Below are 26765 nucleotides of genomic sequence, written 5' to 3'. Positions count from 1 at the left end.
TCATGAACGCCATGAACGCCAAGGACGCCAAGGACGCCATGATCACCGTCGACCGGCTCCGTCCGGAGGACCGCGAGGCCTGGGAGCGGCACTTCCGCGCCTACATCGACTTCTACGGCCGCACCGCAGGCCCCGAGATGTACGACCGCGCCTGGCGGGAGTTCCAGGACGACACCCGGCTCCACGCGCGAGCCGCCCGGCTCGACGGACGGCTCGTCGGCTTCACCCACTTCTTCGTCCACCCCAGCACCTCGGGACCGGACGTCTGCTACCTCCAGGACCTCTTCACCGAGCCCGAGGCGCGCGGCAAGGGTGTGGCGCGCGCCCTCATCGCGGCCGTCGCCGAGTGGGCGCGGAGCGAGGGCTGCGACCGGGTGTACTGGAACACCCAGGAGTCCAACACCACGGCCCGGCGCCTCTACGACAAGGTGGCGAGGAACACCGGGTTCATCAAGTACCAGATCGATCTTCCGTAGCGCCCTCCGGCCCGGGAGGACCGCAGCTGTGGATCCGGCGCGTCTCAGCCCCAGATCACCGCCCCCGCCCACGCGCCGACGATCAGCAAACACGCGAACAGCTCGACGAGGATGCTCCTCCCGGCCGCCCGCATCACGGTCCTCGTGGAGGCCCGGGCCTGGCCGTGGCCGCCGAGGCGGAGGCGCTCGGAGAGGTAGATCCCGCCGATGAATCCGGGGATCGCGCCGAGCACGGGGACCAGGAAGAAGCCGAGGAACGCGCCGACACCGGCGTACGTCACCATCCGGCGGGTGATCCCCACCCCGCGGATCCGCCGCTGCGGCAGCTGCCAGACGACCACCTGGGTGAGCAGGAGCAGCGCCGTGGAGGAGACGAGCAGGATCCAGGCGAGACCGCTCTGCTCGTGGAGGGACCACCAGAGCATGGCCGCCCACACCAGCCACGGCCCGGGCACGCCGGGAGCCAGTACCCCGAACAGGCCGAGCAGCATGACCATCGCGACGAGCAACAGCTGCCACACACCCATCTGCCCAGCGTGCAGGACGGCACGTGTTCCCGCAGGTCGCGCCGTACGTCCGGGCTACGGGCATACGTACGCGAAGCCCCCCGTGGCCGCCGCCCCACGCCGGCGTCGAGAGCCCCCCGCCCCCTACCTCCGGGCCACCCATCCCTTCTCGTAGGCGTGCCAGCCCAGCTGGAGGCGGGTCGTCACGCCCGTCAGTTCCATCAGGCCCTTCACGCGGCGCTGGACCGTGCGCAGGCCCAGGTCCAGTTGTTTCGCCACGCTCGCGTCCGTCATGCCGGCCAGCAGCAGCGAGAGGATCTCCAGGTCCGTCGCGTCGGGGCCCGGCGCCTCCGCCTCCATGACCTGCGCCCCCGCGCCCAGGCGGAGCGGCAGCGCGTCGCGCCAGACCGCCTCGAAGAGGCCCATCAGGGACTCCAGGAGCCCGCTCGCGTGCACCACCAGCACCGCCGGCTCCGCGCCCCGGCCCGTCAGCGGGACCATCGCCAGGCTCCGGTCCGCGACCACCAGCTTGGTGGGGACCCGGTCCACCACCCGGATCCGCTCCTCGCGGCCGAGCGCCGCGGACAGCTCGACGAGCCCCGACGGCTGCGTCAGCACCTCGCGCTCGACGACCACCCGGTAGGCGACGCCCCGGCCCGCCGCCAGCTCCTCCGCGTCGTTCTCCACGCCGGTCACCGCGACCGGCTTGCCCGTCACGAGCGCGCAGACCTCCTCCGTCGCGCCCAGCTGCAGCTGGAGGAATCGGTGCGTGACGGCGCTCGCCCCGGTCACGACCTCCACGAGGTCGTGGACGGCCGGCTCCGCCGCCTCCGCCCGGTACTCCTCCGCGAGCAGCGCCGCGGCCAGTTCCGCCTGCTCCAGTTCGTGCCGCTGCTGGGTGAGCAGCGCGCCCAGCGCGACCCCCGGCGGGGCCGCCACCCACCGCCCGCTCCTGGCCGAGGACTGCGCGGCCAGGCCCTGCGACTCGAGACGGCGCAGCGCCCGCTCGGTGTCCGTCTCCGGAAGGGCGAGCCGGTGGGCCAGGTCGGTCACCTCGGCCGCGCCCAGTGCGACGAGCGCGCGGTACGCGGACTCCTGCCGTTCGTCGAGACCTATCGCTCCCAGCATCGTTGCCCCACCCCTCGCCGGATGTCTCCGGACGTGCCCGACGCCCCGGACGTCCCGGACCTGCCCCGGACGTTCAGCGGACGCATTCGTTCCGTTGGTGCCATGGCGGGAATCGGCCACGACGCATTCCCGCCGCGCCCATCATCCCCGCACCACCCTCACCTCTGCCAATGTGGCGGCACCGCAGCACCAACAGCTCCCGGGTCCAGGGGCTTTGCCTGCCTATGTCCGGAATCAGATGAGGAGAGTGATACGCCCGATTTCGCGTACGGCCCTGGGGGCGCCGCTCGGCGAGAGCGCATGGCCGTTCGGTGTCTTCGAAGTGCCGTCCGGGAACAGCACGTTCACGCTCGAACAGAACGTCATGAAAATCGGCAGCAAGGTGTGGGCGCGCTCCATCTACGTCAACTCCGTGTGGGAATTCACCTCGAAGCTTGACGAGAGCGTCTACTCTCGAAGCATCCCGATTCTCTTCCCCCCGGTACGACCTGCCGGAGGACGGCCTCAAGACCCTCGCCGCGACCGACGGCCCGAAGATCGGCCTCAGCGCGACGGGTCACGCGGGCTACACGCCCGCCGCGCTCACCTCGGCCAGGCTCTCGTACTCCTACGACGGACTGACGGACGCCCACGGTAACTCCGTCACCCAGACCGTGGTCCGCGCTGACGACGTGCGCTGACCACGCCGGTCCGCCGGGCGTCCTTCCCGTGGGGGGTGGGGTCGCCCGGCGGACCCACCTTTTTCCGGATGTCCCGTTTTCATGCGGCCTGCGCGGTGGACAATAAGGGCATGACTCAGCAGGGGGACAACTGGTGGGACAAGCTCTACGACGAGTCGGCACCGGACACGGCGCCGACCGCGACGGGTGACACGCTGGACGACCGCTTCGACTCCGCGTCCCGGGCCATGCCCGCCGCCGTACGAAGGGACAGCGCCCCGCCGCGGCCGGAGCGGCCCCCGTGGGAACCCCTCGACACCGAGGAGGGCGGGGGAGACCCCCGGGCCTTCCCGCCGCGGCCCCCCGACGCCCCGCCGCCGACCCCGTCCCCATCACCGGCGCCACCGCCTCCGACACCAGCGGCCTCACCGCCTCCGCCGCCACCGCCTCCGGCACCAGCGGCCCCACCCTCTCCGGCGCCGCCCGTCGAGGCCCCGTCGGCAATCCGGGCGGCCGGCATCACCGCCGTCCCCCGGCCCCGTACCGGCCACCTCGGCAGCCGCCCGCCCACCTACGAGGCCGAGCCCACCGCGCTGCCCCCCGCCCGCCCCGGTGAACTCGCCGACCTGGTCCCCGACACCGTCCTCGACGGCGCCCGCTACGGCCCCTGCACCCTGCGCGCCGCCTCCCTGCGCGGCGACTCCGCCCGCTACCGCGGCGAACCCCGCAGGGACACCCTGCTCACCGCACGCTTCGGCCACGACGAGGCCGCGCTCCTCCTCGTCGCCGTGGCGACCGGCGCCCGCGCCGCCGAAGGCGCCCACCTCGCCGCCGCCGAGGCCTGCCGCTGGATCGGCGACGCCGTCGGACGCAGCCACGCCCGGCTCTCGGAGGACGTCAGGGCCGGCCGCCGCGGCGACCTCAAGTCGGGGCTCCACCGCCTCACCGACCGCACCTACGGCAAGCTCCGCGCCCGCGCCGCCGAACGGGGCCTGGAGCCCGAGGAGTACACCGCGAGCCTGCGCTGCCTGCTGCTCTCCGCCGACCCCGGCTGCCGCACCCGGGTCTTCTTCGGCATCGGCCCCGGCGGTCTGTTCCGGCTGCGCGACGGCGCCTGGCAGGACATAGAGCCGCCGATCCCCGAACGGTCGGCGCTGAGCGGCGCGCCCGTCGTCGGCTTCGGCTCACCCCCGTCGTCCGACGTGCCGGCGGAGACCGAGGAAGGCGACCGGCTCACCATGGACCTCGGCATCACGACCCCGCCCGGCCCCTTCGTAGAGGCTCCTCCCCCAGCCTCCGGCCGGGGGGACCCCGCCCATCTCGCTTCGCTCGCCCCGCCCGCGGAGCCGTTCCGCTTCCGCGCCTCGGTCGCCCGCCCCGGCGACACCCTGCTGCTCGCCTCCGAAGGACTCGCCGAGCCGATGCGCGGCGAGCCCGCCCTGGCCGAGGAGCTCGCCGAGCGCTGGGCGGCCGGCGCCGAGCCGCCCGGACTCGCCGCCTTCCTCGCCGACATCCAGCTGAGGGTGAAGGGGTACGCCGATGACCGTACGGGGGTGGCCGTCTGGGAGGCGTAACGCTCCTGCCCATGTGTTGATGGACCCATGGCCAAACAGAATGTCGCAGAACAGTTCGTCGACATCCTCGTCCGCGCGGGCGTGCAGCGCCTGTACGGAGTCGTCGGCGACAGCCTGAACCCCGTCGTCGACGCCGTGCGCCGCACCCCCGGCATCGACTGGGTCCACGTCAGACACGAGGAGGCCGCCGCCTTCGCCGCCGGGGCCGAGGCGCAGATCACCGGCCGCCTCGCCGCCTGCGCGGGCTCCTGCGGCCCGGGCAATCTGCACCTGATCAACGGCCTGTACGACGCCCACCGCTCGATGGCCCCCGTTCTCGCCCTCGCCTCGCACATCCCGTCGAGCGAGATCGGCCTCGGCTTCTTCCAGGAGACCCACCCCGACCGGCTGTTCACCGAGTGCAGCCACTACAGCGAGCTGATCTCCAGTCCGCAGCAGATGCCCCGGCTGCTACGGACGGCCATTCAGCGCGCCGTCGGCCGGGGCGGCGTCAGCGTCGTCGCGCTGCCCGGCGACATCGCCTCCGAGCCGGCCCCGAAGGAGGCCGTGGAGCACGACCTCGTCACCGCCCGGCCCACCGCCCGGCCGGGTGACGCCGAGATCGACGCCCTGGTGCGGATGATCGACGCCGCCAAACGGGTGACGCTGTTCTGCGGTAGCGGCACCGCCGGCGCGCACGCCGAGGTGATGCAGTTCGCCGAACGGCTGAAGGCGCCCGTCGGCCACGCGCTGCGCGGCAAGGAATGGATTCAGTACGACAATCCGTTCGACGTCGGCATGAGCGGACTGCTCGGCTACGGCGCCGCCTACGAGGCCACCCACGAGTGCGACCTGCTGCTCCTGCTCGGCACCGACTTCCCGTACAACGCCTTCCTGCCCGACGACGTCACCATCGCCCAGGTGGACATCAGGCCCGAGCACCTCGGCCGCCGCACCAAGCTCGACCTCGCCGTCTGGGGCGACGTCCGCGAGACCCTGCGCTGCGTCATCCCGCGCGTGCGCGCCAAGACCGACCGCCGTTTCCTCGACAAGATGCTGAAGAAACACGCCGACGCCTTGGAGGGCGTCGTCAAGGCGTACACCCGCAAGGTCGAGAAGCACGTGCCGATCCACCCGGAGTACGTCGCCTCGGTCCTCGACGAACTCGCCGACGACGATGCCGTGTTCACCGTCGACACCGGCATGTGCAACGTCTGGGCCGCCCGCTACATCTCGCCCAACGGACGCCGCCGGATCATCGGCTCCTTCTCGCACGGCTCCATGGCCAACGCCCTGCCCCAGGCCATCGGCGCCCAGTTCGTGGACCGTGGCCGCCAGGTGATCTCGATGTCGGGTGACGGCGGATTCTCCATGCTGATGGGCGACTTCCTCACGCTGGTCCAGCACGACCTGCCCGTGAAGATCGTTCTTTTCAACAACTCCTCTCTCGGCATGGTGGAGTTGGAGATGCTGGTCGCCGGACTCCCTTCGTACGGAACGACGAACCACAACCCCGACTTCGCCGCGATCGCCCGCGCGGCCGGCGCCTACGGCGTCCGCGTCGAGAAGCCCAAGCAGCTCGCGGGCGCCCTCAAGGACGCCTTCAAGCACAAGGGCCCGGCCCTCGTCGACGTCGTCACCGACCCCAACGCCCTCTCCATGCCGCCGAAGATCAGCCGCGAGATGGTCTCCGGCTTCGCCCTCTCCGCCGGGAAGATCGTCCTGGACGGCGGTGTGGGCCGCATGCTCCAGATGGCCCGCTCCAACCTGCGCAACGTTCCCCGGCCCTGAGGGATCGTGTCGGAACCCCGCGTCATCACCACGAATCCGGGCGTGGGCTACCGCATCGCATGAATGCGGGCGATGTGGTGGGGCATGCATCCCCGTGAGCCTGTTCGAGGCGAGCGGCGCGATGCCGTTCCGACATGTGGGTGGGGGTTATGGCAGGGGAGGCGAGACAGCCGACTCAACTGCTCAGGAAGGTGGGATGCGCCGATCTCACCGCGGTGCCGGAGGTGCGGCATGCGCTGCGGAAGATGCTGCGGAAGTGGGGAGGGCCGGGCGCCTCCGACGTGGCGGAGCTGCTCACCAGCGAGCTGGTCACGAACGCGCTGATCCACACCGACCACGGCGCGGTGGTCACCGCCACCGTCGTCCCCGACAGCCTCCGGGTCGAGGTGCGGGACTTTGTCTCGGGCCTGACCGCGCCGCACCCACTGGACGTACCGGCCGCCGACAACGGTACGGACGGCACGGGTTCGGACGGCACGGGTTCGGACGGCACGGGTTCGGACGGCACGGGTTCGGACGGCACAGATACGGACGTGGTGGCGGCGGACGGGGAGAGTACGAACGGCAGGGGCCTCGTCCTGGTCCAGGCGCTGGCCGACTCCTGGGGGGTGGAGAACCACGGCGTGGGCAAGGTGGTCTGGTTCGAACTGAACGGCGGGGCCGCCGCCGCCTGAGTGGCGATCGGCGGCCCCGCCGTCCGGTCCGTCCGGTCCGTCCGATGGTCCCGCTCAGCCGAACTGCTGCTCGAGGTCCTTGAGTTTGCGCTCCAGGGAGTCGAGCCGGGGCAGCGTCTGGGTGTCGTCCTCGGCGGTGAGGTCCACAGTCCGCGGTTCAGCGTCGCCCTTCACGGCTTGGAGGGAGGGCCGGTGTCGAAGCGGCAGTTGTCCGGGGTCCGCTATGGCGGGCTCCGCGACAGCCGTCCCCATGGACGACGTCGCGGAGCCCGCGCCGGAGTTCAGCGCCGCGACCTCGACCTGACGGCCGCCACCGCCACCGCCCCCGCCGCGGCCGAGACTGAAGGCCCGGTGCTGCCGGTTGATCGCCTTGAGTCTCGCCCGGTCCAGCTTCTGCTGCTCGCGCCTGCGCAGCCGGTTCTGCTGCTTCTCGCGCCGGTCCTCCCGGACCTCGTCGACCGCCTCGTCCAGGGTCCGTACGCCCTCGAGGAGCATCAGCGACCAGGCGCCGAAGGTCTCCCGAGGGGCGCGGAGCCACCGTACGATCCGGATCTGCGGCAGCGGGCGGGGCACCAGGCCCTGCTCCCGCAGGGCCGCCCTGCGGGTCTGCTTGAGAGCCCGGTCGAAGAGGACCGCCGCCGAGAGGGACATGCCCGCGAAGAACTGCGGGGCTCCCGCGTGGCCCAGGCCCCGGGGCGCGTGCACCCAGTTGAACCAGGCCGCGGCGCCGGCGAACGTCCACACGAGAAGGCGCGAGCCGAGGGCGGCGTCACCGTGGCTCGCCTCGCGGACCGCGAGCACCGAGCAGAACATGGCCGCGCCGTCGAGGCCGAAGGGGACGAGGTACTCCCAGCCCCCGGTGAGATTGAGGTTCTGCCGGCCGAAGCCGACGAGCCCGTGGAAGGAGAGTGCTGCGGCGACCGCCGCGCAGCAGAACAGCAGGACGTAGGAGGCGGTTCCGTAGATGGCTTCCTTGCGTCTGCGGCGTTCCTCGCTGCGCTCCCAGGAGTCCTCGGCCGCGGCCTGGTCACCGGCGCGCTTGCCGCGCGCGAGCACCGCCACCGCCGTCAGGACTCCGGCCACCATGACGCCGCCCGGAAGCAGCCAGTCCAGCGATATGTCGGTCAGTCTCATGCGGTGTCCCTTGCATCGCAGTAAGGCGTTTCGGCGGCCCATACTGGCCGACCCCACGGGCACCTCAGGGGGTTTCCCGGCAAGAGCACGCCATCGGGGCCGCACAGCATACGAATAGGTGCGATCTGGTCGAACGACCGCACGATGCAAGGGAGTTGCGTTCGATTCCCGCCACCCGTGAGGGTGGCGTAATCACGGCGTTCGGGTCAGGCGGTCGCGGCGAGCCTGCGGACCCGCTCGGCGTCGCAGGTGCGCGGGCACGTCATGCAGGTGTCCTCGGGGCGGAGGGTGTAGAAGAAGCAGCACGTCGCACGGTCGCGGGTGGAGTGGAGCGTTCCGCCGGCGGCGTCCGAACCGGCCAGCTCGCGGAAGCCCGCGGCGCCGACGTACGGCTTGGCGGTGCCGGGCATCAACAGCTCCAGCTCCTCCATGGCCCGCTGCTCCTCGCCCAGCAGGGCGGCGATGTACCAGAGCCCTTCGACGATCTCGTCGGTCGCCATGCCCCACAGGGCCCTCTTGCCCCGCCGCATCCGGGGTCCGAAGCCGGCCAGGACGTCCTCGAAGTGCTCGGCCAGCGAGGCGCGGACCTCGGCGCGCAGCGCCTCCTCGTCCGGTACGACCCGGGCGCCCGGCAGTGCGGCGGCGGGGTCGCCGGGCAGGCAGGCGAACGACTCGACGCGGACGGTCATCCGCCCGAGCGCGCGCTGGAAGGCGACGTTCCGGGCCGGCACGCGCGGGACCCTGCGGTGCAGGAACCAGGGGACCGTGACCAGGAGGCAGGCGGGCCAGGCGTACCGGTGCAGTCCGAAACTGGCGATCACGTCGGGGCGCGCCTGCCGACCGTAGTCGCGCAGCACCTGCGCGTTGTCCCAGGCGAGGAAGGCGTCGAGGGCGGCGCCACCGGCCGCGAGCTCGTCCGCGCCCACCCAGCCGCCGCCGCGCGGCGACCGCTCGTCCTGGCCCAGCTCCTCTATCCGCAGGCCGGAGAACACCTCACCGAGACGGGCGTACGAGGCCGCGACGGGCGAGGTGAAGGGGGCGGGGAGCAGGGCGGGGACGGCCATACGGGACCACCGAATCGCGATCGTTAGCAGGTAAGCCTTACCTTACCCGATGTGCGCGATGTTTGAACTGCTGCCCTGTCCGCCTATGGTGCACAGGGGGCGCCGGTATCGCGAGCCGGGCCCGGCACGAGCCCGCAGGAGGACCCGGGTGGAGCAGGGCAGAGCGCGTGAGCGGGCGGCGGAGGCGACGTATCCGCCGTTCGACGACGACGCCGTACGGGTCCCGGAACAGGCGCGAGGCGGCCTGCCCGCGGCCCCCTCGGAGGCGCACGGGGCGAGGGCGCGCGGCGAACACACCCACAGCGAGCCGGGCGCGCCGGGGCTCGCGGCGCGGTCTGTGGGCTCCCCGAGCTCCGTCAGCTCTATCAGCACGGTCGGTGCTGTCAGCGCTCTCGGCGAGGTGCCCGTGCCCGGGCTCGCGCCCCGGTCCGTGCAGCGCCACTCCGTGCGGGGTCAGATCCTCCAGGCCCTGCGTACCGCGCTCGTCGGCGGCGAGCTCGTCCCCGGCGAGGTGTACTCCGCCCCGGTGCTCGCCGAGCGCTTCGGCGTCTCGGCGACCCCCGTGCGCGAGGCGATGCAGCAGCTGGCCACCGAGGGCGCCGTCGAGGTCGTACCGAACCGCGGCTTCCGGGTCGCCGAACGCACCCCGCGCGAGCTCGCCGAGCTGGCCGAGGTCCGCGCGCTCATCGAAGTCCCCGTGATGCTGAGGCTCGCCCGTACCGTCCCGGCCGCCCGCTGGGCCGAGCTCCGGCCCCTCGCCGAGGCGACCGGCGCGGCCGCCGCCCGCGGCGACCGCGCGCACTACGCGGAGGCCGACCGCGCGTTCCACCGCGCGGTCCTCTCGCTCGCCGGCAACGAACAGCTCCTCGCCGTCGCCGACGACCTGCACCGGCGGTCCCAGTGGCCGTTGACGAGCGCCCCGGCGACCCGGCACGGCGATCTCGTCGCGGACGCGGCCGAGCACACGGCTCTCCTCGACGCGCTCGTCGCGCAGGACCTGACCGTGGTGCAGTCACTCGTACGGGAGCACTTCACCGGTTCGGAAGGCTGACGACTAAGGTCGTTGCCCTCGGCCCGTTACCGTCCCTCCCGTCCTCCCCCCTTGTCCCCGCTTTCCCGCCCGCACAGCGCGTCCGTGAGGTGTCCCATGCCGTCCGTGACCCCGACCCCGGCGCGAGGGTGCCCGTGACCGGATTCGGATCCGCCGCCGGTACGGAGGCCCAGGCCGCGGCCTTGCTGGGCTGGCTCACCGACCCGGACGCTCCCCGCCTCTGCCTGGTCACGGGCGGGCCAGGAACGGGCAAGTCCGCGCTGCTCGCCTGGTTCGCCGCACACGGCACGCGATCGGGCGGCCGCTCCGGCAGGCGCCCCGGCGGTCGATCCGGTGGTCGCTCCGGACCGCGCCGCAAGCGCGCGGCTCGGACCGTGGTCCCACTGGCGGGCCAGAGCGCGCTCGGCGCGGCCTGGGTGATCGCCGACCGCCTCGGCGTCGTGGCCAGAACGCCGGGCGAGCTGATCCACGTGCTCGCCACCACCGAAACGCGCCGCGCGACGCTCCTCCTCCCGGACCTGCACGCCGCCGCCGAACCGGACGCCCTCGCCGAACTGATCGCGGAACTCGCCGCTCTCGGCCGAATCCGCCTGGTCGTCGAGACCCGCACGGGAACGCCGTCGCACGCACTCCTGACGGCCTGCCGCGCCACGGTCATCGACCTCGGTGCTGCCCGGGACTTCGGCGAGTCCGACGAGCCCGGACAGCCCCGAACGGCCGTCGGCGACTCCCGGGACCTCGGTGCGGCCGGAGAGGCTGGAGGAACCCGAGGCGCCGGCCGAACCGCCGGGGCGAGTGCGGACTTTCCCGAGCCCGGGGAGGTTGCCGAGCCTCGGGATGCCCAGGCGTTCGCGGAGCCCCCGGAGCCCCCGGAGCTCGCAGAGTCTGAGGAACCCGGAGGAGCCCCGGACGCCCGCACGCCCCGGCCGGCCGGGCGGGGTGGAGAGCAGGAGTCGCAACCGAGAGGGGAGGGGCTCGGGTTGGACCCGTCCGGCCTCGCGACGCCCGCGTCCGGCCCCGTCACTCGGCCTCAACCCCACCCGACCCACGTCGAGTTGGACCCGGCCGACCCCGTCGCCGTCTGCCGGGCGGATCCGCGGCAGGTGACCGCCCGCTACGTGGCGGAGGCCGAGAACGACCACGGCGGGCTGCGCGCCGCCTGGCTGCGCGCCGGGCAGTCCCTCTCACGAGACCAGGAACCCGCCACGCGCGCCCTCGTCCTGCGCGCCGCCCTCGGGGACGGCGCCGATCCCCGGCTGCGGCCGGCCCTGGAGGAGCTGGCCGCCGACGAGCCATGGCGGGTGAGGTGGTCACGGGTCCGTGGCGACCTGACCCCTCCCTGGCCCGGCCCCGTCACCGCCCTCGCCGCGATCGGCGACCGGCTGCTCGTGGGCGGCCCGAACGGCACCGTACGGCTCCTCGACCCGGCCGACGCCACCCCCGTAGGGGAGCCGCTCACGAGCCCGGCGGGCCGGGTCGAGGCGCTGGCGCCCGTGCCGGACGGCAGCGTCCTCCTCCTGGACGAGCGGGGCCGGCTGCACACCGTCCACGGACCGGCGCCGCGCCCGCCCTATCTGGAGCGGCTCACCGCCGCCGTCACCGCGACCCTCACCCGGCACCCCGGTACGGCGCTCGCCGCGATCAGCGGTTCCGTGGTGGTGGGGGACCGGCTCGGATCCGTGCACGCCTTCGGTCTGACCGGCATCCACCAGGCGGCGCTGCACAGCGGCCGGGTCACGGCCGTGACCGCCGTCGAGACGCCCGCGCCCTTCCTCTGCAGCGGCGGCCTCGACGGCACGGTGCGCCGGTGGATCCCGGGCCAGGACCCGCACCCGGAGCCGCTCGCCGAACGCCCCACGCCCGTCGTGGCGTTGGCCGCCGCCCCGACTCCCGAGGGCCCTGCCCTGGTGATCGCCTGGGCCGACGGCCTGGTCGAACTCCGCCTGCTCGACACGGAGGACCGGCTCTCCTTCCGCCCCGGCCCGCCCGTCCGCGCGGTGACGCTGAGCGAGGACGGAGGCGTCGTCGTGGGCATGGACGAAGCGCTGGTCCGCCTGGACAGGGCGCTATATGGGAGGAAGTGACGAAGCGCCGATTCGCCGGACAGGGCGTCACGCCAAGGCTGGTGACGCCCCGTCACACTACGGGACCGACCCTCAAGCCGCCGTCTGAGGCGCCAGCTGGGTCGCGAGCCAGGTCGGCACCCCGCCCAGGAGCCGGAAGAGGCGCGCCGCCTCCGCCCGCAGGCGCCCCGCCTCCGGCTCGGTCTCCGTGCCGGCGAGAGCGGTCAGCGCCGGAGCCGTGCCCACCAGGTAGCCGAGCTCCTCACGGATCCGCAGCGACTCCGCGAAGCCATGCCGCGCCTCCGCCAACTCGCCCTCGCGCAGGGCGAGTCCGGCGAGATGGCGCCAGGTGGAGGAGAGCAGCAGGGAGTCGCCCTGGGCCGCCGCTCCCGCGTGGGCGCGACGGTAGGCGGCGCGGGCCGCCTGCGGGGAGTCCCCGATGTTCTGGGCGACAAGGCCCCGCCGGTAGTCGAGCAGTGGCCGCCCCTCCGCCGAGGGGCCGATCAGCGCCGCCGCGCGGCCGAGCGCGGCCGTCGCCTCGTCCGCCCGGTCCCGTACGCCCAGCAGTGTCGACGCGTAGGCGAGATAGCCCCGTTCGCACGCCGCCGCCCCGCGCTCCTCGTCGCTCTGTGCGACCGCCTCGGCCGCCCGGAGCGCCTCCTCCGCCTCCGCCCAGCCCTGTTCGGTGTACAGACAGCGTTCGATCAGCAGCGCCGCCCGCTCCAGCGCCGCGGCCGGCTCGGCCGCGCGGGGCAGGAGCAGCGCCGCGGCGTCCGTCCAGCAGCCTCGTGAGCGCAGCCGCCATATGGCGGTCTCCATGGGGGTCGCCCTGCCGTAGGCAAGGGACGGATCGTCGCCACCCGTTGTTTCGGAACCAGACATGGCGGTGTCCGCCACATTGCCCTCCCCGAGCGCGCCATTGAGCTGTTGAGTCAGGCTCGCATCTCAGCACGAAGGGGTGGGCCGGGCCAAGGGGTCAGGTGAATCATTTCACAAGTGCCGTGTGTTCATCCGGTATACGGACACGGTGACCGCGTCGGCTCAGCGGCCGACCCGGTCTTACTGGGCTCCGTCGCCCGGCGCGAACAGGGCGAGATGCCCGCCGTCGTCCAGAGGTGTCGGCATCTTCCGCACGGTCGGGGTGCGCTCTCCCTCGAAGAGATGAATCTCGCCGTGACCGCCACGGGTGACGGCGGTGTACGCGTCGCCCGGCGAGGCCGCGAGCACCCGCCGCTGGCCGCCGTCCCACGGCGTGCCGCCCACCGGGGCGGGCAGCGGCAGGCTGCCGCGCCCCAGGTCCGCAGGCCCGCCGCGGACGCGGGACCAAGGGTGCGGCGGACCGGGTCCAGCCGCAGGTGGTGGTGGCCCCGGCCGGACCAGGGACCACCCGAAGGCGCCGCGAGCCTCGCCGTTCCGGCCGGGGCAAGCGCCCACCGACGGCGCCGCGAGTCTCGCCGTCCCGGCCGGGGGAAGCGCCCCCGGAGGCGCGCCAGCCTCCCCGGCGCCGCGCGCCCCCGCGCGGCGCCGCGCGGGGCCCCAGCCCCCGACTCAGCCCCCGCCCGGCCCCACCCCCCTCAAAGATCAGCTCATCCGCAGCGCCAGGAAGAAGTCCAGCTTGTCCTCCAGACGCGACAAGTCCCTGCCCGTCAGTTGCTCGATCCTGCCCACTCGGTAGCGCAGGGTGTTCACATGCAGGTGCAGGCGCGTCGCGCAGCGGGTCCAGGAGCCGTCGCAGTCGAGGAAGGCTTCCAGGGTCGGGATGAGTTCCGCGCGGTGGCGCCGGTCGTAGTCGCGGAGCGGGTCCAGGAGGCGGGCCGTGAAGGCGCGGCGGACGTCGTCCGGGACGAACGGGAGGAGCAGGACGTGGGAGGCCAGTTCGTGGTGGCCGGCCGCGCAGACGCGGCCCGGGCGGGCGGCGGCGACGCGGCGGGCGTGGCGGGCCTCCTCCAGGGCGCCCCGCAGGCCCTCCGCCGAGTGGACGGCCGCGCTGACGCCCAGGGTGAGGCGCCCGTCGCCGTCCAGGCCGGACGACAGCGGCTCCCGTACCGCCGCGAGCAGCGCGTCGGCGTGCAGGCCGATCTCGGCGACCTGGCCCTCGTCCTCGCTGTCCGGGAGCGGACCGGCGGGCAGCGGGACCAGGGCGATGGCCTCGTCGCCGTGGTGGGCGACGGCGATCCGGTCGGCGGAGTCGGCGCCCACGGTCGCCGGGTCGACCAGGATCTCCTCAAGGAGCGCCTGGGCGATCGGACCGCCGTCCACGACGCCCGACCCGCTCTCCGGGTCCCACTCCACGCGCGCCACGACGACCTGCCAGTGCGGCGCGGTCCCGAGCCCCGGCAGCAGCACGGGCGCGGCCACCCGCAGGCGTGCGGCGATCTCGGCGGGCGCGGCGCCCGTCTGGACCAGTTCGAGGACCTCCTGCGCGAGCCGGCGCCGTACCGTACGCGCCGCGTCCCGCCGGTCCCGTTCGACCGCGATCAGCTGCGTGACGCCCTGCAGCAGGTCGAGCCGGGCCGCCGGCCAGTCGCTCGCGTCCGCCTCGACGGCCAGCAGCCAGTCCGAGAGCACCGTCTCGCGCACGTCGCGCGAGGCGGGCGCGGCGCCGCGCCCGGTGTTGCGGATCGGGAAGAGGGAGAACGTGGTTCCGCCGGTGGTCAGCCGGTGCGGCCCGCGCCGGCCGGTCCTCGTGGCGGCCAGGTGCTCGCCCGCCAGGGTGGCGGCGAGGCCGCTCTCCAGCGGCGCCCCGGCACCCGCGATCTGGCGGCCGGTGGGGGACAGGACCCAGGCCCGCAGGTCCAGGTCGGAGCCGAGGAGGTCGAGGACGACCTCGGGGCCGCCGCCCGCGGGACCGGAGGTCATGAGGCGCCGGTGGCGGTCTACGACGGCCGCCAGGTCTCCCGCCCGCTCACCGGAGACCTGTCGAACAACGTGCTCGGTGATCGTCGCGAACGCAACGGATTCGTTCACTGCGAACAGCGGCAGCCGATGGCGCGAACACGCCTGTACGAGATCGTCGGGGATGTCCCCGAGCTCCGCCTCGCCGGCCGCGAGCCCGGCGACCCCGGCGGAGGCGAGAATCCGGACGAACGGCTCCGCGTCCTCCGGCACCCGATACCAGGCGAGCCCGGTGAGGACCAGCTCACCTCCCGAGAGATACCGGCTGGGGTCCTTCAGGTCGGTCGTCATCACGCCCCGCACGGAGCGGTCCAGCTCGTCCTCACCGCCGAGCAGGCGCAGCCCCAGCGCGTCGGTTTCCAGCAGTGCGCGCAGCCGCATCTCGTCGCCGCCGTTCCTTCTCGTCGTTCGCGAAAACTGTCGCGTTGTCGTCGGTGGCCCGGTGCCACCGTTTCCAGGGGGAAACGGCGAGGTTACTGAGCCTCGCCTTTCGTTCGAATCTACAAGACGAGGAAGGTCACCAGCCAACTCCTTCATGTTTTCGGTGACTGCACCCGGGCGAGACCTGGCTTGTGTACTAGGCCACACATCGTGAACAGCACGTGAACACGAAATCGAAGTCGAAGGGCCGGCCGTCCCCCCGGGCCCGCGCGACGGACCCCGATCACTAGAAGCACTAGAAGAGAGCCACCATGGACTTCCTTCGCCCCGCCAGCTGGGAGGAGGCGCTCGCCGCCAAGGCCGAGCACCCCACGGCCGTGCCCATCGCCGGTGGCACCGACATCATGGTCGAGATCAACTTCGACCACCGGCGTCCCGAGTACCTCCTGGACCTGAACCGTATCGAGCTCCTGCGCGAGTGGGAGGTCGGCGAGGAGAACGTCCGCCTCGGCGCCTCCGTTCCGTACACCCAGATCATGGAGGAGCTGCGGGCCGAGCTGCCGGGCCTGGCGCTCGCCTCGCACACGGTGGCCTCGCCGCAGATCCGCAACCGCGGCGGCGTCGGCGGCAACCTGGGCACCGCGTCCCCGGCCGGTGACGCGCACCCCGCGCTGCTCGCCGCCGGTGCCGAGGTCGAGGTCGAGTCGGTGCGCGGCAACCGGTTCATCCCGATCGACGAGTTCTACACGGGCGTGAAGCGCAACGCGCTCCAGCCCGACGAGCTCATCAAGACCGTCCACATCAAGAAGGCGGACGGCCCCCAGCAGTACTCCAAGGTCGGCACCCGCAACGCGATGGTCATCGCCGTCTGCGCCTTCGGCCTGGCCCTCCACCCGGAGACCCGGACCGTGCGCACCGGCATCGGTTCGGCCGCGCCGACCCCGATCCGCGCCAAGGAGGCCGAGGAGTTCCTGAACGCGGCCCTGGAAGAGGGCGGCTTCTGGGACAACGGCAAGATCATCACCCCGTCGATCGCCAAGCAGTTCGCCGACCTCTGCTCGGCGGCCGCCAACCCCATCGACGACGTCCGAGGCACCGCCAAGTACCGCCGCCACGCCGTCGGAATCATGGCTCGCCGCCAGCTCGGCTGGACCTGGGAGCAGTACCGCGGCGCCGGCCGCACGCTTGAGGGAGCTGCATAACCATGCGCGTCAACTTCACCGTCAACGGTCGTCGGCAGGAAGCCGACGACGTCTGGGAGGGCGAGTCCCTCCTCTACGTCCTGCGTGAGCGCCTGGGTCTGCCCGGCTCCAAGAACGCCTGCGAGCAGGGCGAGTGCGGTTCCTGCACCGTCCGTCTCGACGGCGTGCCGGTCTGCTCCTGTCTCGTCGCGGCTGGTCAGGTCGAGGGCCGCGAGGTCGTCACCGTCGAGGGCCTGGCGGAGTACGCCAAGCAGCGCGAGGAGCACGGCTGTGCCTCCGGCGCCTGCGGCACCCCGCTCGACGCGGCCAAGAAGTGGGAGGCCAAGCCCGGCCAGGACTCGCAGACCGGCGAGGGCATCGAGCTGTCCCCGATCCAGCAGGCGTTCATCGACGCCGGCGCCGTGCAGTGCGGCTTCTGCACCCCCGGTCTGCTGGTCGCGGCCGACGAGATGCTGGAGCGCAACCCGTCCCCGACGGACGCGGACATCCGCGAGGCGCTCTCCGGCAACCTCTGCCGCTGCACGGGTTACGAGAAGATCCTCGACGCGGTCCGCCTCGCGGCCGCTCGCCAGGAGCGCCAGGGAGAGGCGGTCTGACATGGCTCAGAACACACGCACCGTTCCGGTGGGCACGCCCACCGAGGTCACCCAGAACCACACCAAGGGCGGCGTCGGCGAGTCCACCCTCCGCCCGGACGGCACTCTCAAGGTCACCGGCGAGTTCGCCTACTCCTCGGACATGTGGCACGAGGACATGCTGTGGGGCCAGATCCTGCGGTCCACGGTCGCGCACGCCGAGATCGTGTCAATCGACACCTCCGAGGCCCTCACGATGGACGGCGTCTACGCCGTTCTGACGCACGAGGACCTGCCGGCCGCGAAGAACTACGGCATGGAGTTCCAGGACACCCCGGTCCTGGCCTACGGCAAGGTCCGTCACCACGGTGAGCCGGTCGCCCTCGTGGCCGCCGACCACCCGGAGACCGCGCGCCGCGCCGCCGCGAAGATCAAGATCGAGTACCGGGAGCTGCCCCTCATCACCGATGAGGCCTCGGCGCTCGCCCCGGACGCGATCCTGGTCCACGAGAACCGGGACGACCACCACGCCGGCCACGTGCCGCACCCCAACATCGTGCACCGCCAGCCGATCATCCGCGGCAACGCCGACGAGGCCGCCAAGCGCGCCGACGTCATCGTCAAGGGCGAGTACACCTTCGGCATGCAGGACCAGGCCTTCCTCGGCCCGGAGTCCGGCCTCGCGGTGCCCGCCGAGGACGGCGGTGTCGACCTGTACGTCGCCACCCAGTGGCTGCACTCGGACCTCAAGCAGATCGCGCCCTGCCTCGGCCTGCCCGAGGAGAAGGTCCGTATGACGATGGCCGGCGTCGGCGGCGCGTTCGGCGGCCGCGAGGACATCTCGATGCAGATCCTCGCCTCCGTGCTGGCCCTGCGCACCGGCAAGCCGGTGAAGATGGTCTACAACCGTTACGAGTCCTTCTTCGGGCACGTCCACCGGCACCCGGCGAAGCTCTACTACGAGCACGGCGCCACCAAGGACGGCAAGCTCACGCACATGAAGTGCAAGATCGTGCTCGACGGCGGCGCCTACGCGTCGTCCACGGCCTCGGTCGTCGGCAACGCCGCCTCCCTCTCGGTCGGCCCGTACGTCATCGACGACGTGCAGATCGAGGCGATCGGCCTCTACTCCAACAACCCGCCCTGCGGCGCCATGCGCGGCTTCGGCGCGGTCCAGGCGTGCTTCGCCTACGAGGCCCAGATGGACAAGCTCGCCGCCAAGCTCGACATGGACCCGGTGGAGTTCCGCCAGATCAACGCCATGGAGCAGGGCACGATCATGCCGACCGGCCAGCCGGTCGACTCCCCGGCCCCGGTCGCCGAGCTGCTGCGCCGCGTCAAGGCCCGCCCGATGCCGCCGGAGCGCCAGTGGGAGACCGCCGGCGAGGGCGCGGACGTCCGCGCGCTGCCGGGCGGCCTGTCCAACACCAGCCACGGCGAGGGCGTCGTCCGCGGTGTCGGCTACGCGGTCGGCATCAAGAACGTCGGCTTCTCCGAGGGCTTCGACGACTACTCGACCGCCAAGATCCGCATGGAGGTCATCAACGGCGAGCCGGTCGCCACGGTCCACACGGCCATGGCGGAGGTCGGCCAGGGTGGTGTCACCATCCACGCCCAGATCGCCCGCACGGAGCTGGGCGTCCAGCAGGTGACCATCGCCCCCGCCGACACCCAGGTGGGCTCGGCCGGTTCGACCTCCGCGGGCCGCCAGACGTACATGACCGGCGGCGCCATCAAGAACTCCTGCGAGATCGTCCGCGAGAAGGTCCTGGAGATCGGCCGGCGCAAGTTCGGTTCGTACCACCCGGCGTGGGCCAACGCCGAACTCCTCCTGGAGGGCGGCAAGGTCGTCACCGACGGCGGCGAGGCCCTCGCCACCATCGCGGACGTCCTCGAGGACCAGGTCGTGGAGGTGGAGGAGGAGTTCCGGCACCGCCCCACCCAGGCCTTCGACCTCGTCACCGGACAGGGCAACGGCCACGTCCAGTACGCCTTCGCCGCGCACCGCGCGGTGGTGGAGGTCGACACCGAGCTCGGCCTGGTCAAGGTCATCGAACTGGCCTGCGCCCAGGACGTCGGCAAGGCGGTCAACCCCCTCTCCGTGGTCGGCCAGATCCAGGGTGGAACCACCCAGGGCCTGGGCGTCGCGGTGATGGAGGAGATCATCGTCGACCCGAAGACCGCGAAGGTGAAGAACCCGTCCTTCACGGACTACCTGATCCCCACCATCCTCGACACGCCGACCATCCCGGTCGACTACCTCGAGCTGGCGGACCCGAACGCCCCGTACGGAGTACGCGGCATCGGTGAGGCCCCGACCCTGTCGTCCACCCCGGCCGTCCTCGCGGCGATCCGGAACGCGACGGGCCTGGAGCTCAACAAGACGCCGGTCCGCCCCGAGGCGCTCACCGGCACCCTGTAGGACTCTCCGGGCGGTGCGTGCCTCCCAGGAACGTCACACTTCCCCAGCCCGCACCGCCCGGAGCAACCCGGCAGTACCCGCACCACCCCCGTAGTACCGCAGTACCCGCAGTACCAGCGTCACTGATTCACCCAGTTCGTCTCGGGCCGTCCCCCGGGTCGTGCAGCCCACGCAGCATCCCAAATCCCGCAGGCTTGTCTGACTTCCCAGTCTTACGCGGGTGCCCCTTTGAACCTTGGGAGTAGGCCCCATGACCCAGTCGTCAGTGGAGCCCAAGACCGCCTCGGAGGACGCGGGCCCCGGCTCGAACGTCCCCGCCGGCCGCTCTTGGCTCGACCGGTACTTTCACATCTCGGAGAGAGGATCCTCCGTCGCGACGGAGATCCGCGGCGGCGTCACCACCTTCATGGCGATGGCGTACATTCTCCTCCTCAACCCTCTGATCCTCGGCGGCAAGGACGTTGAAGGCAACGTCCTCAGCCAGCCCGCACTCATCACGGCGACTGCTCTGGCCGCCGCTGTGACCACTCTGCTCATGGGCTTCTGGGGCAAGGTCCCGCTCGCCCTGGCAGCCGGTCTCAGCGTCTCCGGCGTGCTCTCCTCGCAGGTCATCTCCGTCATGACCTGGCCGCAGGCCATGGCCATGTGTGTGGCCTACGGTGTGATCATCTGTCTCCTGGTCGTCACCGGCCTCCGTGAGATGATCATGAACGCGATCCCGCTGGCGATCAAGCACGCGATCACCATAGGCATCGGCCTCTTCATCGCGATCATCGGCTTCGTCAAGGCCGGCTTCGTCCACGAGAACCCCTCGCCCGGCGGCGGCCCGGTCACCCTCGGCCCCCTCGGTGAACTCCAGGGCTGGCCCGTACTGATCTTCGCGGTCACCCTGCTGCTGATCTTCGCCCTCCAGGCCCGCAACATCCCCGGCGCCATCCTCATCGGCATCGTCGCGGGCACCGTCGTCGCCATGATCGTCAACGCCGTCGCCGACATCCCGGCCAAGGGCGCGGGCGCCTGGTTCTCCGGCGCGCCGGAGCTCAACGGCAGCGCCGTCTCCGCACCGGACTTCTCGCTCATCGGCGAAGTGTCCTTCAGCGGCTGGGGCGACGTCGGCTACATCACGATCACCATGATCGTCTTCACCCTGGTCCTGGCCGGCTTCTTCGACGCCATGGCCACCATCATCGGTGTCGGCTCCGAGGCCAACCTGGCCGACGACAAGGGACGCATGCCGGGCCTCTCCAAGGCCCTGTTCATCGACGGCGCCGGCGGCGTCATCGGCGGCGGCGTCGGCGGCTCCGGCCAGACCGTCTTCGTCGAGTCGGCCACCGGCGTCGGCGAGGGAGCCCGCACGGGTCTGTCCTCCGTCGTCACCGGCGTCTTCTTCGCGGCCTGCCTCTTCTTCACCCCGCTCACCGCGATCGTCCCCGCCGAGGTCGCCTCCGCGGCCCTGGTCGTCATCGGCGCGATGATGATGCAGAACGCCAAGCACGTCGACTGGAGCGACCGCTCCGTGGCGATCCCGGTGTTCCTCACCGTGGTCCTCATGCCGTTCACGTACACCATCACCACGGGTGTCGCGGCCGGTGTCATCTCCTACGCCGTCATCAAGGTGGCGCAGGGCAAGGCACGCGAGGTGGGCGCCTTCATGTGGGGCCTGACCGCGATCTTCGTGGTGTACTTCGCGATCCATCCGATCGAGAGCTGGCTCGGCGTCGGCTGACGTCGCACCGCCGCCCTCCCCACACGCATCGAGGAGTTCGACATGCTGGACATCGCCGAAGAGCTGCACCGGTGGGTCGAGCAGGGACGCGCGTTCGCCGTCGCCACCGTGGTGGCGGTCGGCGGCAGCGCGCCCCGGCAGCCGGGCGCCGCACTCGCCGTCGACAGCGACGGCACGGCGATCGGATCGGTCTCCGGCGGGTGTGTGGAGGGCGCGGTCTACGAGCTGTGCCAACAGGCCCTCGAGGACGGCAAGACCGTCGTCGAGCGCTTCGGATACAGCGACGAGGATGCCTTCGCCGTGGGTCTGACCTGCGGCGGCGTCATCGACATTCTCGTCACGCCGGTACGCGGCGGGGTCTTCCCCGCCGCGCTGGCGGCGGCGGCCGCCAAGCAGCCGGCGGCCCTGGCCCGGATCGTCTCCGGGCCCGAGGAGCTGAGGGGGCGGGCGCTGCTCGTCCGCCCCGACGGCTCGTACGAGGGTGGCCTCGGCGGCCACCCCGAGCTGGACCGCACCGCGGCGGGCGAGGCCCACGCGATGCTGGACGCCGGCCGGACCGGCACCGTGGAGATCGGCGAGGACGGCAGCCGTTGCGGCCAGCCGCTCACCCTCCTCGTCGAATCCTCCGTCCCCGCCCCCCGCATGATCGTCTTCGGCGCCATCGACTTCGCCTCCGCGCTCGTCCGGGTCGGCAAGTTCCTCGGCTACCACGTGACCGTCTGCGACGCCCGCCCGGTCTTCGCGACCCCGGCCCGCTTCCCCGAGGCCGACGAGATCGTCGTCGAATGGCCCCACCGCTACCTGGAGGCGGCCGCCGCCTCCGGCGACGTCGACGCGCGGACCGTCCTGTGCGTGCTCACCCACGACGCCAAGTTCGACGTCCCGCTCCTCGAAGCCGCCCTCAAGCTTCCCGTCGCCTACATCGGCGCGATGGGCTCCCGCCGCACCCACGAGGACCGCAACAAGCGGCTGCGCGAGGTCGGCGTCACCGAACTCGAACTCACCCGGCTGCGCTCCCCGATCGGCCTCGACCTCGGCGCCCGCACCCCGGAGGAGACGGCCCTGTCCATCGCCGCCGAGATCGTCGCCAACCGCCGCGGCGGCTCCGGCGCCTCCCTGACGGGGGCCCACACCCCGATCCACCACGACGTCCCGCGCGAACCCGCCGGACGGATAGGTTCCGTCGCCTGACCTGGCCGGATCCGGCCCGCCCGACCGGGCCGGGAGGCACGGAGCGTTAGGGTCCGCGACATGGACATTCGCGACGTACCAGAAGCGCATATCGACCGGGCCCTCGACCTCGCGTACCTCGTCTTCCACGAGCGTCCAGAAGACGAGAAGCGCAAGCACCACCGCGAACTGCTGCTGCCCTGCGAACGGATCGGGGCGTACGACGGCGAGACGCTGGTCGGCTTCATCGCCGCCCACCACTTCACCCTCTCCGTGCCCGGCGGCGATCTGCCCTGCCCCGGCCTGACGTTCGTCTCCGTCGCCCCCACCCACCGGCGCCGCGGTGTGCTCTCCGCCATGCTCGCCGAGCTGTACGACCGGTGCGCCGGGCGGGGCGTGCCGATCGCCGCGCTGTGGGCCTCCGAGGACGCCATCTACGGCCGCTTCGGCTTCGGGCCCGCCACCCAGGGCGCCTCCGTCGAGATCGACTCCCGGCGCCCCCTCGCCCTGCGCGTCGACCCGGACGAACGCCCCCTGCGGCTCGTCGACCCCGCCGACGCGCCCGCCGTCCTCGGCCCGTTCTACGAGTCCACGCGCGCCCACCGGGCCGGCCGGGTCGCCCGCGACGAGGAGCGCTGGAGCGGCGAGTGGCTCCAGGACGAGGACGAGGAGGACGACGCGCTCTCCCCGCCCCGGATCGTGGCCCTCGGCGAGCCGCTCGCCGGCTACGCCGTCTACCGCACCAAGGGCGAGAACGAGGACGCGGGCACGCCCGCCCTCGTCCGCGTCGACGAGGTGGAGGCCGAGACCCCGGCCGTCGCCGCCGCGCTCTGGCGCTACCTCGCCTCGATCGACCTCACCGAAACCGTCCGCGCCTGGGGCAGGCCGCTCGACGACCCGCTCCTCCTCCTCGCCGCGGACCGCGACCAGGTGAAGGTCACCGGGACGTACCCCGCCCTGTGGGTGCGGCTGATCGACGTCGGCGCGGTGCTGACCGCGCGGAGCTGGGCCGCCCCGGCCGAGCTCGTCCTGGAGGTGCACGACAGCCGGATCCCGGCCAACTCCGGCCGCTTCCGCCTCACGACGGACGCGGGCGCCGGCGGTGCCGGCGGCGGTCGCGGCGCACGGTACGAGCCGACCGTCGACCCGGCCGATCTCGCCCTCGACGTACGGGACCTCGCCGCCTGCTGCCTCGGCGGCACCCGGGTCGTGGACCTGGTCGCCGCGGGCCTGGTGGAGGAACACATCCCGGGCGCGGCCGAGACGTTCGACACGGCCCTGCGCACGGCCCGACTCCCGCACACCGACGACGAGTTCTAGAGGATGAGGCCACGCAGATGCGCGCAGGCCTCCGCCTCGGTGGCGTGGGTGGCCACCGGCTCGTGGCCGCCCCGCTCGTACACGCCCGTCTCCCAGCCCCCGCCGCCCGGCGCGGTGCGCAGGTAGACGAAGTCCGGCGGGGTGGGCGCCGGTTCGTGGACGCCCTCGATCCAGTAGTGGCCGTCGGGCACCCCGGCCTCGCGGAGTGCCCTGGCCAGGGCGGTTCGGTTCACGCGGTGACGGACTTCAGATAACCGTGATCGAGGAGCCACTTCACGTTCAGCCGCTGCCCCTCGCCCGGGTTCAGGAAGACCGGGTCCAGCTTGATCTGGCGGCCGCCGCCCGGCTGCTCGAACCAGGGCGCGATCCCGCCCGCCCAGACGATGAACTGCTTCGTCACCTCGTACAGGTGGTAGTCGCAGGGGAAGGCCGCGTCCCGGGTGTTGAGGTTCTGCGGGGGCAGCGCGCGCTTGGTGTACGGATCACCGGCCGGGGCGAGGTACGCGCCGTACTCGGAGCCGAAGCGGTCCAGCCGCTCGCCCACCTGCAGGACGTCCGGCCCCTTGTCCAGCTCGCCGTTGACCTCCGCGAAGCCGTCGTTCGGCGGGTACTTCCAGCTGCCGGTGTCAGCCGGGCCCTCCCAGTACTTCTTCAGGAAGTCCGCCGAGGAGAGCTTTCCGGTCCGCTCGTAGTGATGGAGCAGCGGGCCCACCGGCGCCTGCTTCTTCTTCGGCAGGTGCGCCGGGCCGAGCCGCTTGTCGCCCTCGAACTCGCCGGTGCACGGCGCGGGCGGCGCGTAGCTCCCGGCGGGGGCGGGTGCGGGTGCGGGTGCGGCCTGCGCCGCGGGGGCCGTCGCCAGGGCGACGGTGACGCCCATCGCGGCGAGTACGGCACGGATCCTCAGGTCGGTACGGCTGCGCTCCACGCGGATCTCCCTGTGTCTCGTGGTGTGGCACGGCATGGTCGATGCGCCGCACACAGTAGTGGATCGCCTGCGGAGAGTGACCTACGGTGACGTCGGGATGGGCCAGGATCCGGCGGGAGGGGTCGGCCGGCCCCTTAGGCCGTTCAGCCCTTGCGCAGTCCGTTCAGGAGCAGCTCCGCCAGCTGCTCGTACGCCTCCGCGTCCGCGAGCCCGGTCGCCGCGGCGACCTGCCGTTGCTGGATGCGGACCATGACGGAGGCGATGACATCGGCCGCGAAGGTCACATGGACCTCGCGGAAGACGCCCGCGGTCACGCCCTCCTCGATCAGCTGCTGCACCCGGCCCGCCGCCGCCCGCGTGTTGCGTTCGTACACCTCGGCGGCCGGTTCAAAGGCGGCGACGTCGTCGAAGAACCGGGGGGAGACCGGGGCCAGCTCCGCCGCGACCGCGCGCAGATACGCCGCCAGGCGCTCCGCCGGTTCCGTCTCCGCCGCCAGGACCGCCTCCACCCGTGTGGTCGCCCGCCGGAAGAAGTGGACCACGGCCGCCCGGACAAGCTGCTCCTTGCTGCCCGCCAGGCCGTACAGGGTGCGCTTGGAGCAGCGCAGCCGGGCGGCGAGATCGTCCAGCGTCAGCTGGGCGAAGCCCTCGCCGACCAGGAGGGCCACCAGCTCCTCGAACAGGGCGGACCGGCGGGCCGCGCCGCGGCCCGTCAGCTTCGGAGCGTTGGTGGCTGAGGTCTCGATCACCCGAACAGTATGCCGGTCGACCTGTTCAGGGGGTTACGGCAGCACCCTTCTGCGCTACTCTCAACGGTACTGCCGTACCGCCCCCAGTACCGCTTCGGCGGCGCTGAGTGTCACTGGAGTCGCCATGGATGTCGACCGCCTGCTTCCCACCCCCGAGGCAGCGGACCTCATCGCCCTCACCCGGGAGATCGCCGACAAGGAGCTCTCTCCCCGCGTGAACGAGCACGAGGCCGCCGAGACGTACCCCGAAGGTCTCTTCACCACCCTCGGAGAGGCCGGACTGCTCGGCCTCGCGTACCCCGAGGAGTTCGGCGGCGGAGGACAGCCGTACGAGGTCTACCTGCAGGTCCTTGAGGAGCTGGCGGCCCGCTGGGCGGCCGTCGCCGTCGCCACCAGCGTCCACACGCTCGCCTGCCACCCCCTGCACTCGTTCGGCACCACCGAGCAGAAGGAGCGCTGGCTCCCCGCGATGCTCGCGGGCGAGACCATCGGCGGCTACAGCCTCTCTGAGCCCCAGGCCGGTTCCGACGCCGCCGCCCTGACCTGCAAGGCCGAGCGCACCGACGACGGCGCGGCGTACCGGATCACCGGCAACAAGGCCTGGATCACCCACGGCGGCAAGGCCGGCTTCTACGCCCTCTTCGCCCGCACCGCCCCCGGCAGCCACGGCGTCTCCTGCTTCCTCGCCCCCGGAGAGGCCGACGGGCTCACCTTCGGCAGGCCGGAGCGGAAGATGGGACTCCAGGCCGTCCCCACCACCTCCGCCCACTGGGACGGCGCCCTGCTCGACGCCGACCGGCTCATCGGCGACGAGGGCCAGGGCCTCCAGATCGCCTTCAGCGCGCTCGACTGCGGCCGCCTCGGCATCGCCGCCTGCGCCACGGGGCTCGCGCAGGCGGCGCTGGCCGCCGCCGTCGAGTACGCCAACGAACGCACCACCTTCGGCCGCAGGATCGTCGACCACCAGGGGCTCGGCTTCCTCCTCGCCGACATGGCCGCCGCCGTCGACTCCGCCCGCGCCACCTACCTCGACGCGGCCCGCCGCCGGGACCTCGGCCGCCCCTTCAGCCGCCAGGCCAGCGCCGCCAAGCTGATCGCGACCGACGCCGCCATGAAGGTGACCACGGACGCGGTGCAGGTCCTCGGCGGGTATGGCTACACCCGCGACTTCCCCGTCGAGCGCTACATGCGCGAGGCGAAGATCATGCAGATCTTCGAGGGGACGAACCAGATCCAGCGGCTCGTCATCAGCCGCCAGCTCGCCCGCTGACCGACCCGCTCCCGCCCTCCGCCCTCCCGCT

General features: G+C 72.5%; 25 protein-coding genes. 14 read left to right on the top strand and 11 right to left on the bottom strand.

The window, feature by feature from the left end; genetic code table 11:
• The first annotated feature begins 2 nt into the window (after positions 1 to 2).
• On the top strand, positions 3 to 476 hold the full coding sequence (locus tag ACF06X_RS09480; RefSeq protein ID WP_392286626.1) for a GNAT family N-acetyltransferase: 474 nt from the start codon (positions 3 to 5) through the stop codon (positions 474 to 476).
• A gap of 44 nt (positions 477 to 520) precedes the next feature.
• On the opposite strand, the gene ACF06X_RS09475 is transcribed toward ACF06X_RS09480, so the two are convergent.
• The 3 genes from ACF06X_RS09475 to ACF06X_RS09465 all read right to left on the bottom strand — a co-directional run bounded on the left by ACF06X_RS09475 (position 521) and on the right by ACF06X_RS09465 (position 2509).
• Complete coding sequence (locus tag ACF06X_RS09475; protein ID WP_392286625.1) at positions 521 to 1003, bottom strand: DUF456 domain-containing protein; 483 nt, start codon at positions 1001 to 1003, stop codon at positions 521 to 523.
• 123 nt (positions 1004 to 1126) lie between these two features.
• Complete coding sequence (locus ACF06X_RS09470; RefSeq protein WP_392286624.1) at positions 1127 to 2110, bottom strand: helix-turn-helix domain-containing protein; 984 nt, start codon at positions 2108 to 2110, stop codon at positions 1127 to 1129.
• A gap of 234 nt (positions 2111 to 2344) precedes the next feature.
• A complete protein-coding gene (locus ACF06X_RS09465; protein ID WP_392286623.1) occupies positions 2345 to 2509 on the bottom strand; it encodes a hypothetical protein in 165 nt (54 codons plus the stop codon).
• A 35-nt stretch (positions 2510 to 2544) separates the two neighbouring features.
• Between ACF06X_RS09465 and ACF06X_RS09460 the strand changes: the two genes are divergently transcribed.
• From ACF06X_RS09460 to ACF06X_RS09445, 4 genes are all read left to right on the top strand, one after another.
• On the top strand, positions 2545 to 2790 hold the full coding sequence (locus ACF06X_RS09460; RefSeq protein WP_392286622.1) for a hypothetical protein: 246 nt from the start codon (positions 2545 to 2547) through the stop codon (positions 2788 to 2790).
• Positions 2791 to 2900: 110 nt separating this feature from the next.
• Positions 2901 to 4343 (top strand): protein phosphatase 2C domain-containing protein, encoded by a 1443-nt coding sequence (locus ACF06X_RS09455; RefSeq protein WP_392286621.1) that lies wholly within the window; start codon positions 2901 to 2903, stop codon positions 4341 to 4343.
• A 27-nt stretch (positions 4344 to 4370) separates the two neighbouring features.
• Positions 4371 to 6113 (top strand): pyruvate dehydrogenase, encoded by a 1743-nt coding sequence (locus ACF06X_RS09450; RefSeq protein ID WP_392286620.1) that lies wholly within the window; start codon positions 4371 to 4373, stop codon positions 6111 to 6113.
• Positions 6114 to 6304: 191 nt separating this feature from the next.
• A complete protein-coding gene (locus ACF06X_RS09445) occupies positions 6305 to 6787 on the top strand; it encodes an ATP-binding protein (protein WP_392286619.1) in 483 nt (160 codons plus the stop codon).
• A gap of 54 nt (positions 6788 to 6841) precedes the next feature.
• Here the strand turns inward: ACF06X_RS09445 and ACF06X_RS09440 are convergent, their stop codons facing one another.
• Together ACF06X_RS09440 and ACF06X_RS09435 are read right to left on the bottom strand one after the other, a co-directional pair.
• Positions 6842 to 7921, bottom strand: coding sequence for a DUF2637 domain-containing protein (locus ACF06X_RS09440; RefSeq protein ID WP_392286618.1), 1080 nt, complete (start codon positions 7919 to 7921; stop codon positions 6842 to 6844).
• A 206-nt stretch (positions 7922 to 8127) separates the two neighbouring features.
• Positions 8128 to 8985 (bottom strand): (2Fe-2S)-binding protein, encoded by an 858-nt coding sequence (locus ACF06X_RS09435; protein ID WP_392286617.1) that lies wholly within the window; start codon positions 8983 to 8985, stop codon positions 8128 to 8130.
• A gap of 148 nt (positions 8986 to 9133) precedes the next feature.
• Here ACF06X_RS09435 and ACF06X_RS09430 point away from each other — a divergent pair, with 148 nt between their 5' ends.
• Both ACF06X_RS09430 and ACF06X_RS09425 read left to right on the top strand, forming a co-directional pair.
• Positions 9134 to 10036, top strand: coding sequence for a GntR family transcriptional regulator (locus ACF06X_RS09430; protein WP_392286616.1), 903 nt, complete (start codon positions 9134 to 9136; stop codon positions 10034 to 10036).
• 134 nt (positions 10037 to 10170) lie between these two features.
• Positions 10171 to 12120 carry a WD40 repeat domain-containing protein gene (locus tag ACF06X_RS09425; protein ID WP_392286615.1) on the top strand — a complete coding sequence of 650 codons (1950 nt, stop codon included), beginning with the start codon at positions 10171 to 10173 and terminating at the stop codon, positions 12118 to 12120.
• A 72-nt stretch (positions 12121 to 12192) separates the two neighbouring features.
• On the opposite strand, the gene ACF06X_RS09420 is transcribed toward ACF06X_RS09425, so the two are convergent.
• The 3 genes from ACF06X_RS09420 to ACF06X_RS09410 form a co-directional block, all read right to left on the bottom strand.
• Positions 12193 to 12981, bottom strand: coding sequence for a hypothetical protein (locus ACF06X_RS09420; protein WP_392286614.1), 789 nt, complete (start codon positions 12979 to 12981; stop codon positions 12193 to 12195).
• Between the two features lie 177 nt (positions 12982 to 13158).
• Complete coding sequence (locus tag ACF06X_RS09415; RefSeq protein ID WP_392286613.1) at positions 13159 to 13362, bottom strand: hypothetical protein; 204 nt, start codon at positions 13360 to 13362, stop codon at positions 13159 to 13161.
• Positions 13363 to 13680: 318 nt separating this feature from the next.
• Positions 13681 to 15375, bottom strand: a complete 1695-nt coding sequence (locus ACF06X_RS09410) for a PucR family transcriptional regulator (RefSeq protein WP_392286612.1) — start codon at positions 15373 to 15375, stop codon at positions 13681 to 13683.
• 311 nt (positions 15376 to 15686) lie between these two features.
• Here ACF06X_RS09410 and ACF06X_RS09405 point away from each other — a divergent pair, with 311 nt between their 5' ends.
• The 6 genes from ACF06X_RS09405 to ACF06X_RS09380 all read left to right on the top strand — a co-directional run bounded on the left by ACF06X_RS09405 (position 15687) and on the right by ACF06X_RS09380 (position 23790).
• Positions 15687 to 16577 (top strand): FAD binding domain-containing protein, encoded by an 891-nt coding sequence (locus tag ACF06X_RS09405; protein ID WP_392286611.1) that lies wholly within the window; start codon positions 15687 to 15689, stop codon positions 16575 to 16577.
• Between the two features lie 2 nt (positions 16578 to 16579).
• Entirely contained in the window at positions 16580 to 17173 is a 594-nt protein-coding gene (locus ACF06X_RS09400; protein ID WP_392286610.1) for a (2Fe-2S)-binding protein, read from the top strand.
• A gap of 1 nt (position 17174) precedes the next feature.
• Positions 17175 to 19574, top strand: a complete 2400-nt coding sequence (locus ACF06X_RS09395) for a xanthine dehydrogenase family protein molybdopterin-binding subunit (RefSeq protein ID WP_392286609.1) — start codon at positions 17175 to 17177, stop codon at positions 19572 to 19574.
• A gap of 250 nt (positions 19575 to 19824) precedes the next feature.
• Positions 19825 to 21300, top strand: a complete 1476-nt coding sequence (locus ACF06X_RS09390; protein ID WP_392286608.1) for an NCS2 family permease — start codon at positions 19825 to 19827, stop codon at positions 21298 to 21300.
• Between the two features lie 42 nt (positions 21301 to 21342).
• Positions 21343 to 22491 carry an XdhC family protein gene (locus ACF06X_RS09385; protein WP_392286607.1) on the top strand — a complete coding sequence of 383 codons (1149 nt, stop codon included), beginning with the start codon at positions 21343 to 21345 and terminating at the stop codon, positions 22489 to 22491.
• Between the two features lie 60 nt (positions 22492 to 22551).
• Complete coding sequence (locus ACF06X_RS09380) at positions 22552 to 23790, top strand: GNAT family N-acetyltransferase (protein WP_392286606.1); 1239 nt, start codon at positions 22552 to 22554, stop codon at positions 23788 to 23790.
• Here the strand turns inward: ACF06X_RS09380 and ACF06X_RS09375 are convergent.
• The 3 genes from ACF06X_RS09375 to ACF06X_RS09365 all read right to left on the bottom strand — a co-directional run bounded on the left by ACF06X_RS09375 (position 23787) and on the right by ACF06X_RS09365 (position 25464).
• Entirely contained in the window at positions 23787 to 24023 is a 237-nt protein-coding gene (locus ACF06X_RS09375) for a hypothetical protein (RefSeq protein ID WP_392286605.1), read from the bottom strand. The genes ACF06X_RS09380 and ACF06X_RS09375 overlap by 4 nt on opposite strands.
• On the bottom strand, positions 24020 to 24667 hold the full coding sequence (locus ACF06X_RS09370) for a TNT domain-containing protein (RefSeq protein WP_392286907.1): 648 nt from the start codon (positions 24665 to 24667) through the stop codon (positions 24020 to 24022). Before ACF06X_RS09370 ends, ACF06X_RS09375 begins: the two co-directional genes overlap by 4 nt.
• A 191-nt stretch (positions 24668 to 24858) precedes the next feature.
• Complete coding sequence (locus tag ACF06X_RS09365; protein WP_392286604.1) at positions 24859 to 25464, bottom strand: TetR/AcrR family transcriptional regulator; 606 nt, start codon at positions 25462 to 25464, stop codon at positions 24859 to 24861.
• 124 nt (positions 25465 to 25588) lie between these two features.
• Between ACF06X_RS09365 and ACF06X_RS09360 the strand changes: the two genes are divergently transcribed.
• Positions 25589 to 26734, top strand: a complete 1146-nt coding sequence (locus ACF06X_RS09360) for an acyl-CoA dehydrogenase family protein (RefSeq protein ID WP_392286603.1) — start codon at positions 25589 to 25591, stop codon at positions 26732 to 26734.
• Positions 26735 to 26765: the final 31 nt, after the last annotated feature.

The sequence above is a fragment of the Streptomyces sp. NPDC015346 genome, assembly GCF_043078785.1.
GTDB lineage: Bacteria > Actinomycetota > Actinomycetes > Streptomycetales > Streptomycetaceae > Streptomyces.
The sequence above is the reverse complement of the archived record's forward strand: the minus strand, read 5'-3'. Positions and strand labels throughout refer to the sequence as shown.

Bases quoted from the DNA above. Each gene is read 5' to 3' on its own strand.
- ACF06X_RS09385 (WP_392286607.1), top strand. From the start codon at position 21,343: ATGCTGGACATCGCCGAAGAGCTGCACCGGTGGGTCGAGCAGGGACGC.
- ACF06X_RS09475 (WP_392286625.1), bottom strand. From the start codon at position 1,003: ATGGGTGTGTGGCAGCTGTTGCTCGTCGCGATGGTCATGCTGCTCGGC.
- ACF06X_RS09405 (WP_392286611.1), top strand. From the start codon at position 15,687: ATGGACTTCCTTCGCCCCGCCAGCTGGGAGGAGGCGCTCGCCGCCAAG.
- ACF06X_RS09420 (WP_392286614.1), bottom strand. From the start codon at position 12,981: ATGTCTGGTTCCGAAACAACGGGTGGCGACGATCCGTCCCTTGCCTAC.
- ACF06X_RS09450 (WP_392286620.1), top strand. From the start codon at position 4,371: ATGGCCAAACAGAATGTCGCAGAACAGTTCGTCGACATCCTCGTCCGC.
- ACF06X_RS09395 (WP_392286609.1), top strand. From the start codon at position 17,175: ATGGCTCAGAACACACGCACCGTTCCGGTGGGCACGCCCACCGAGGTC.
- ACF06X_RS09435 (WP_392286617.1), bottom strand. From the start codon at position 8,985: ATGGCCGTCCCCGCCCTGCTCCCCGCCCCCTTCACCTCGCCCGTCGCG.
- ACF06X_RS09465 (WP_392286623.1), bottom strand. From the start codon at position 2,509: ATGGAGCGCGCCCACACCTTGCTGCCGATTTTCATGACGTTCTGTTCG.
- ACF06X_RS09470 (WP_392286624.1), bottom strand. From the start codon at position 2,110: ATGCTGGGAGCGATAGGTCTCGACGAACGGCAGGAGTCCGCGTACCGC.
- ACF06X_RS09360 (WP_392286603.1), top strand. From the start codon at position 25,589: ATGGATGTCGACCGCCTGCTTCCCACCCCCGAGGCAGCGGACCTCATC.
- ACF06X_RS09390 (WP_392286608.1), top strand. From the start codon at position 19,825: ATGACCCAGTCGTCAGTGGAGCCCAAGACCGCCTCGGAGGACGCGGGC.
- ACF06X_RS09380 (WP_392286606.1), top strand. From the start codon at position 22,552: ATGGACATTCGCGACGTACCAGAAGCGCATATCGACCGGGCCCTCGAC.
- ACF06X_RS09440 (WP_392286618.1), bottom strand. From the start codon at position 7,921: ATGAGACTGACCGACATATCGCTGGACTGGCTGCTTCCGGGCGGCGTC.
- ACF06X_RS09410 (WP_392286612.1), bottom strand. From the start codon at position 15,375: ATGCGGCTGCGCGCACTGCTGGAAACCGACGCGCTGGGGCTGCGCCTG.
- ACF06X_RS09455 (WP_392286621.1), top strand. From the start codon at position 2,901: ATGACTCAGCAGGGGGACAACTGGTGGGACAAGCTCTACGACGAGTCG.
- ACF06X_RS09370 (WP_392286907.1), bottom strand. From the start codon at position 24,667: ATGGGCGTCACCGTCGCCCTGGCGACGGCCCCCGCGGCGCAGGCCGCA.
- ACF06X_RS09480 (WP_392286626.1), top strand. From the start codon at position 3: ATGAACGCCATGAACGCCAAGGACGCCAAGGACGCCATGATCACCGTC.
- ACF06X_RS09400 (WP_392286610.1), top strand. From the start codon at position 16,580: ATGCGCGTCAACTTCACCGTCAACGGTCGTCGGCAGGAAGCCGACGAC.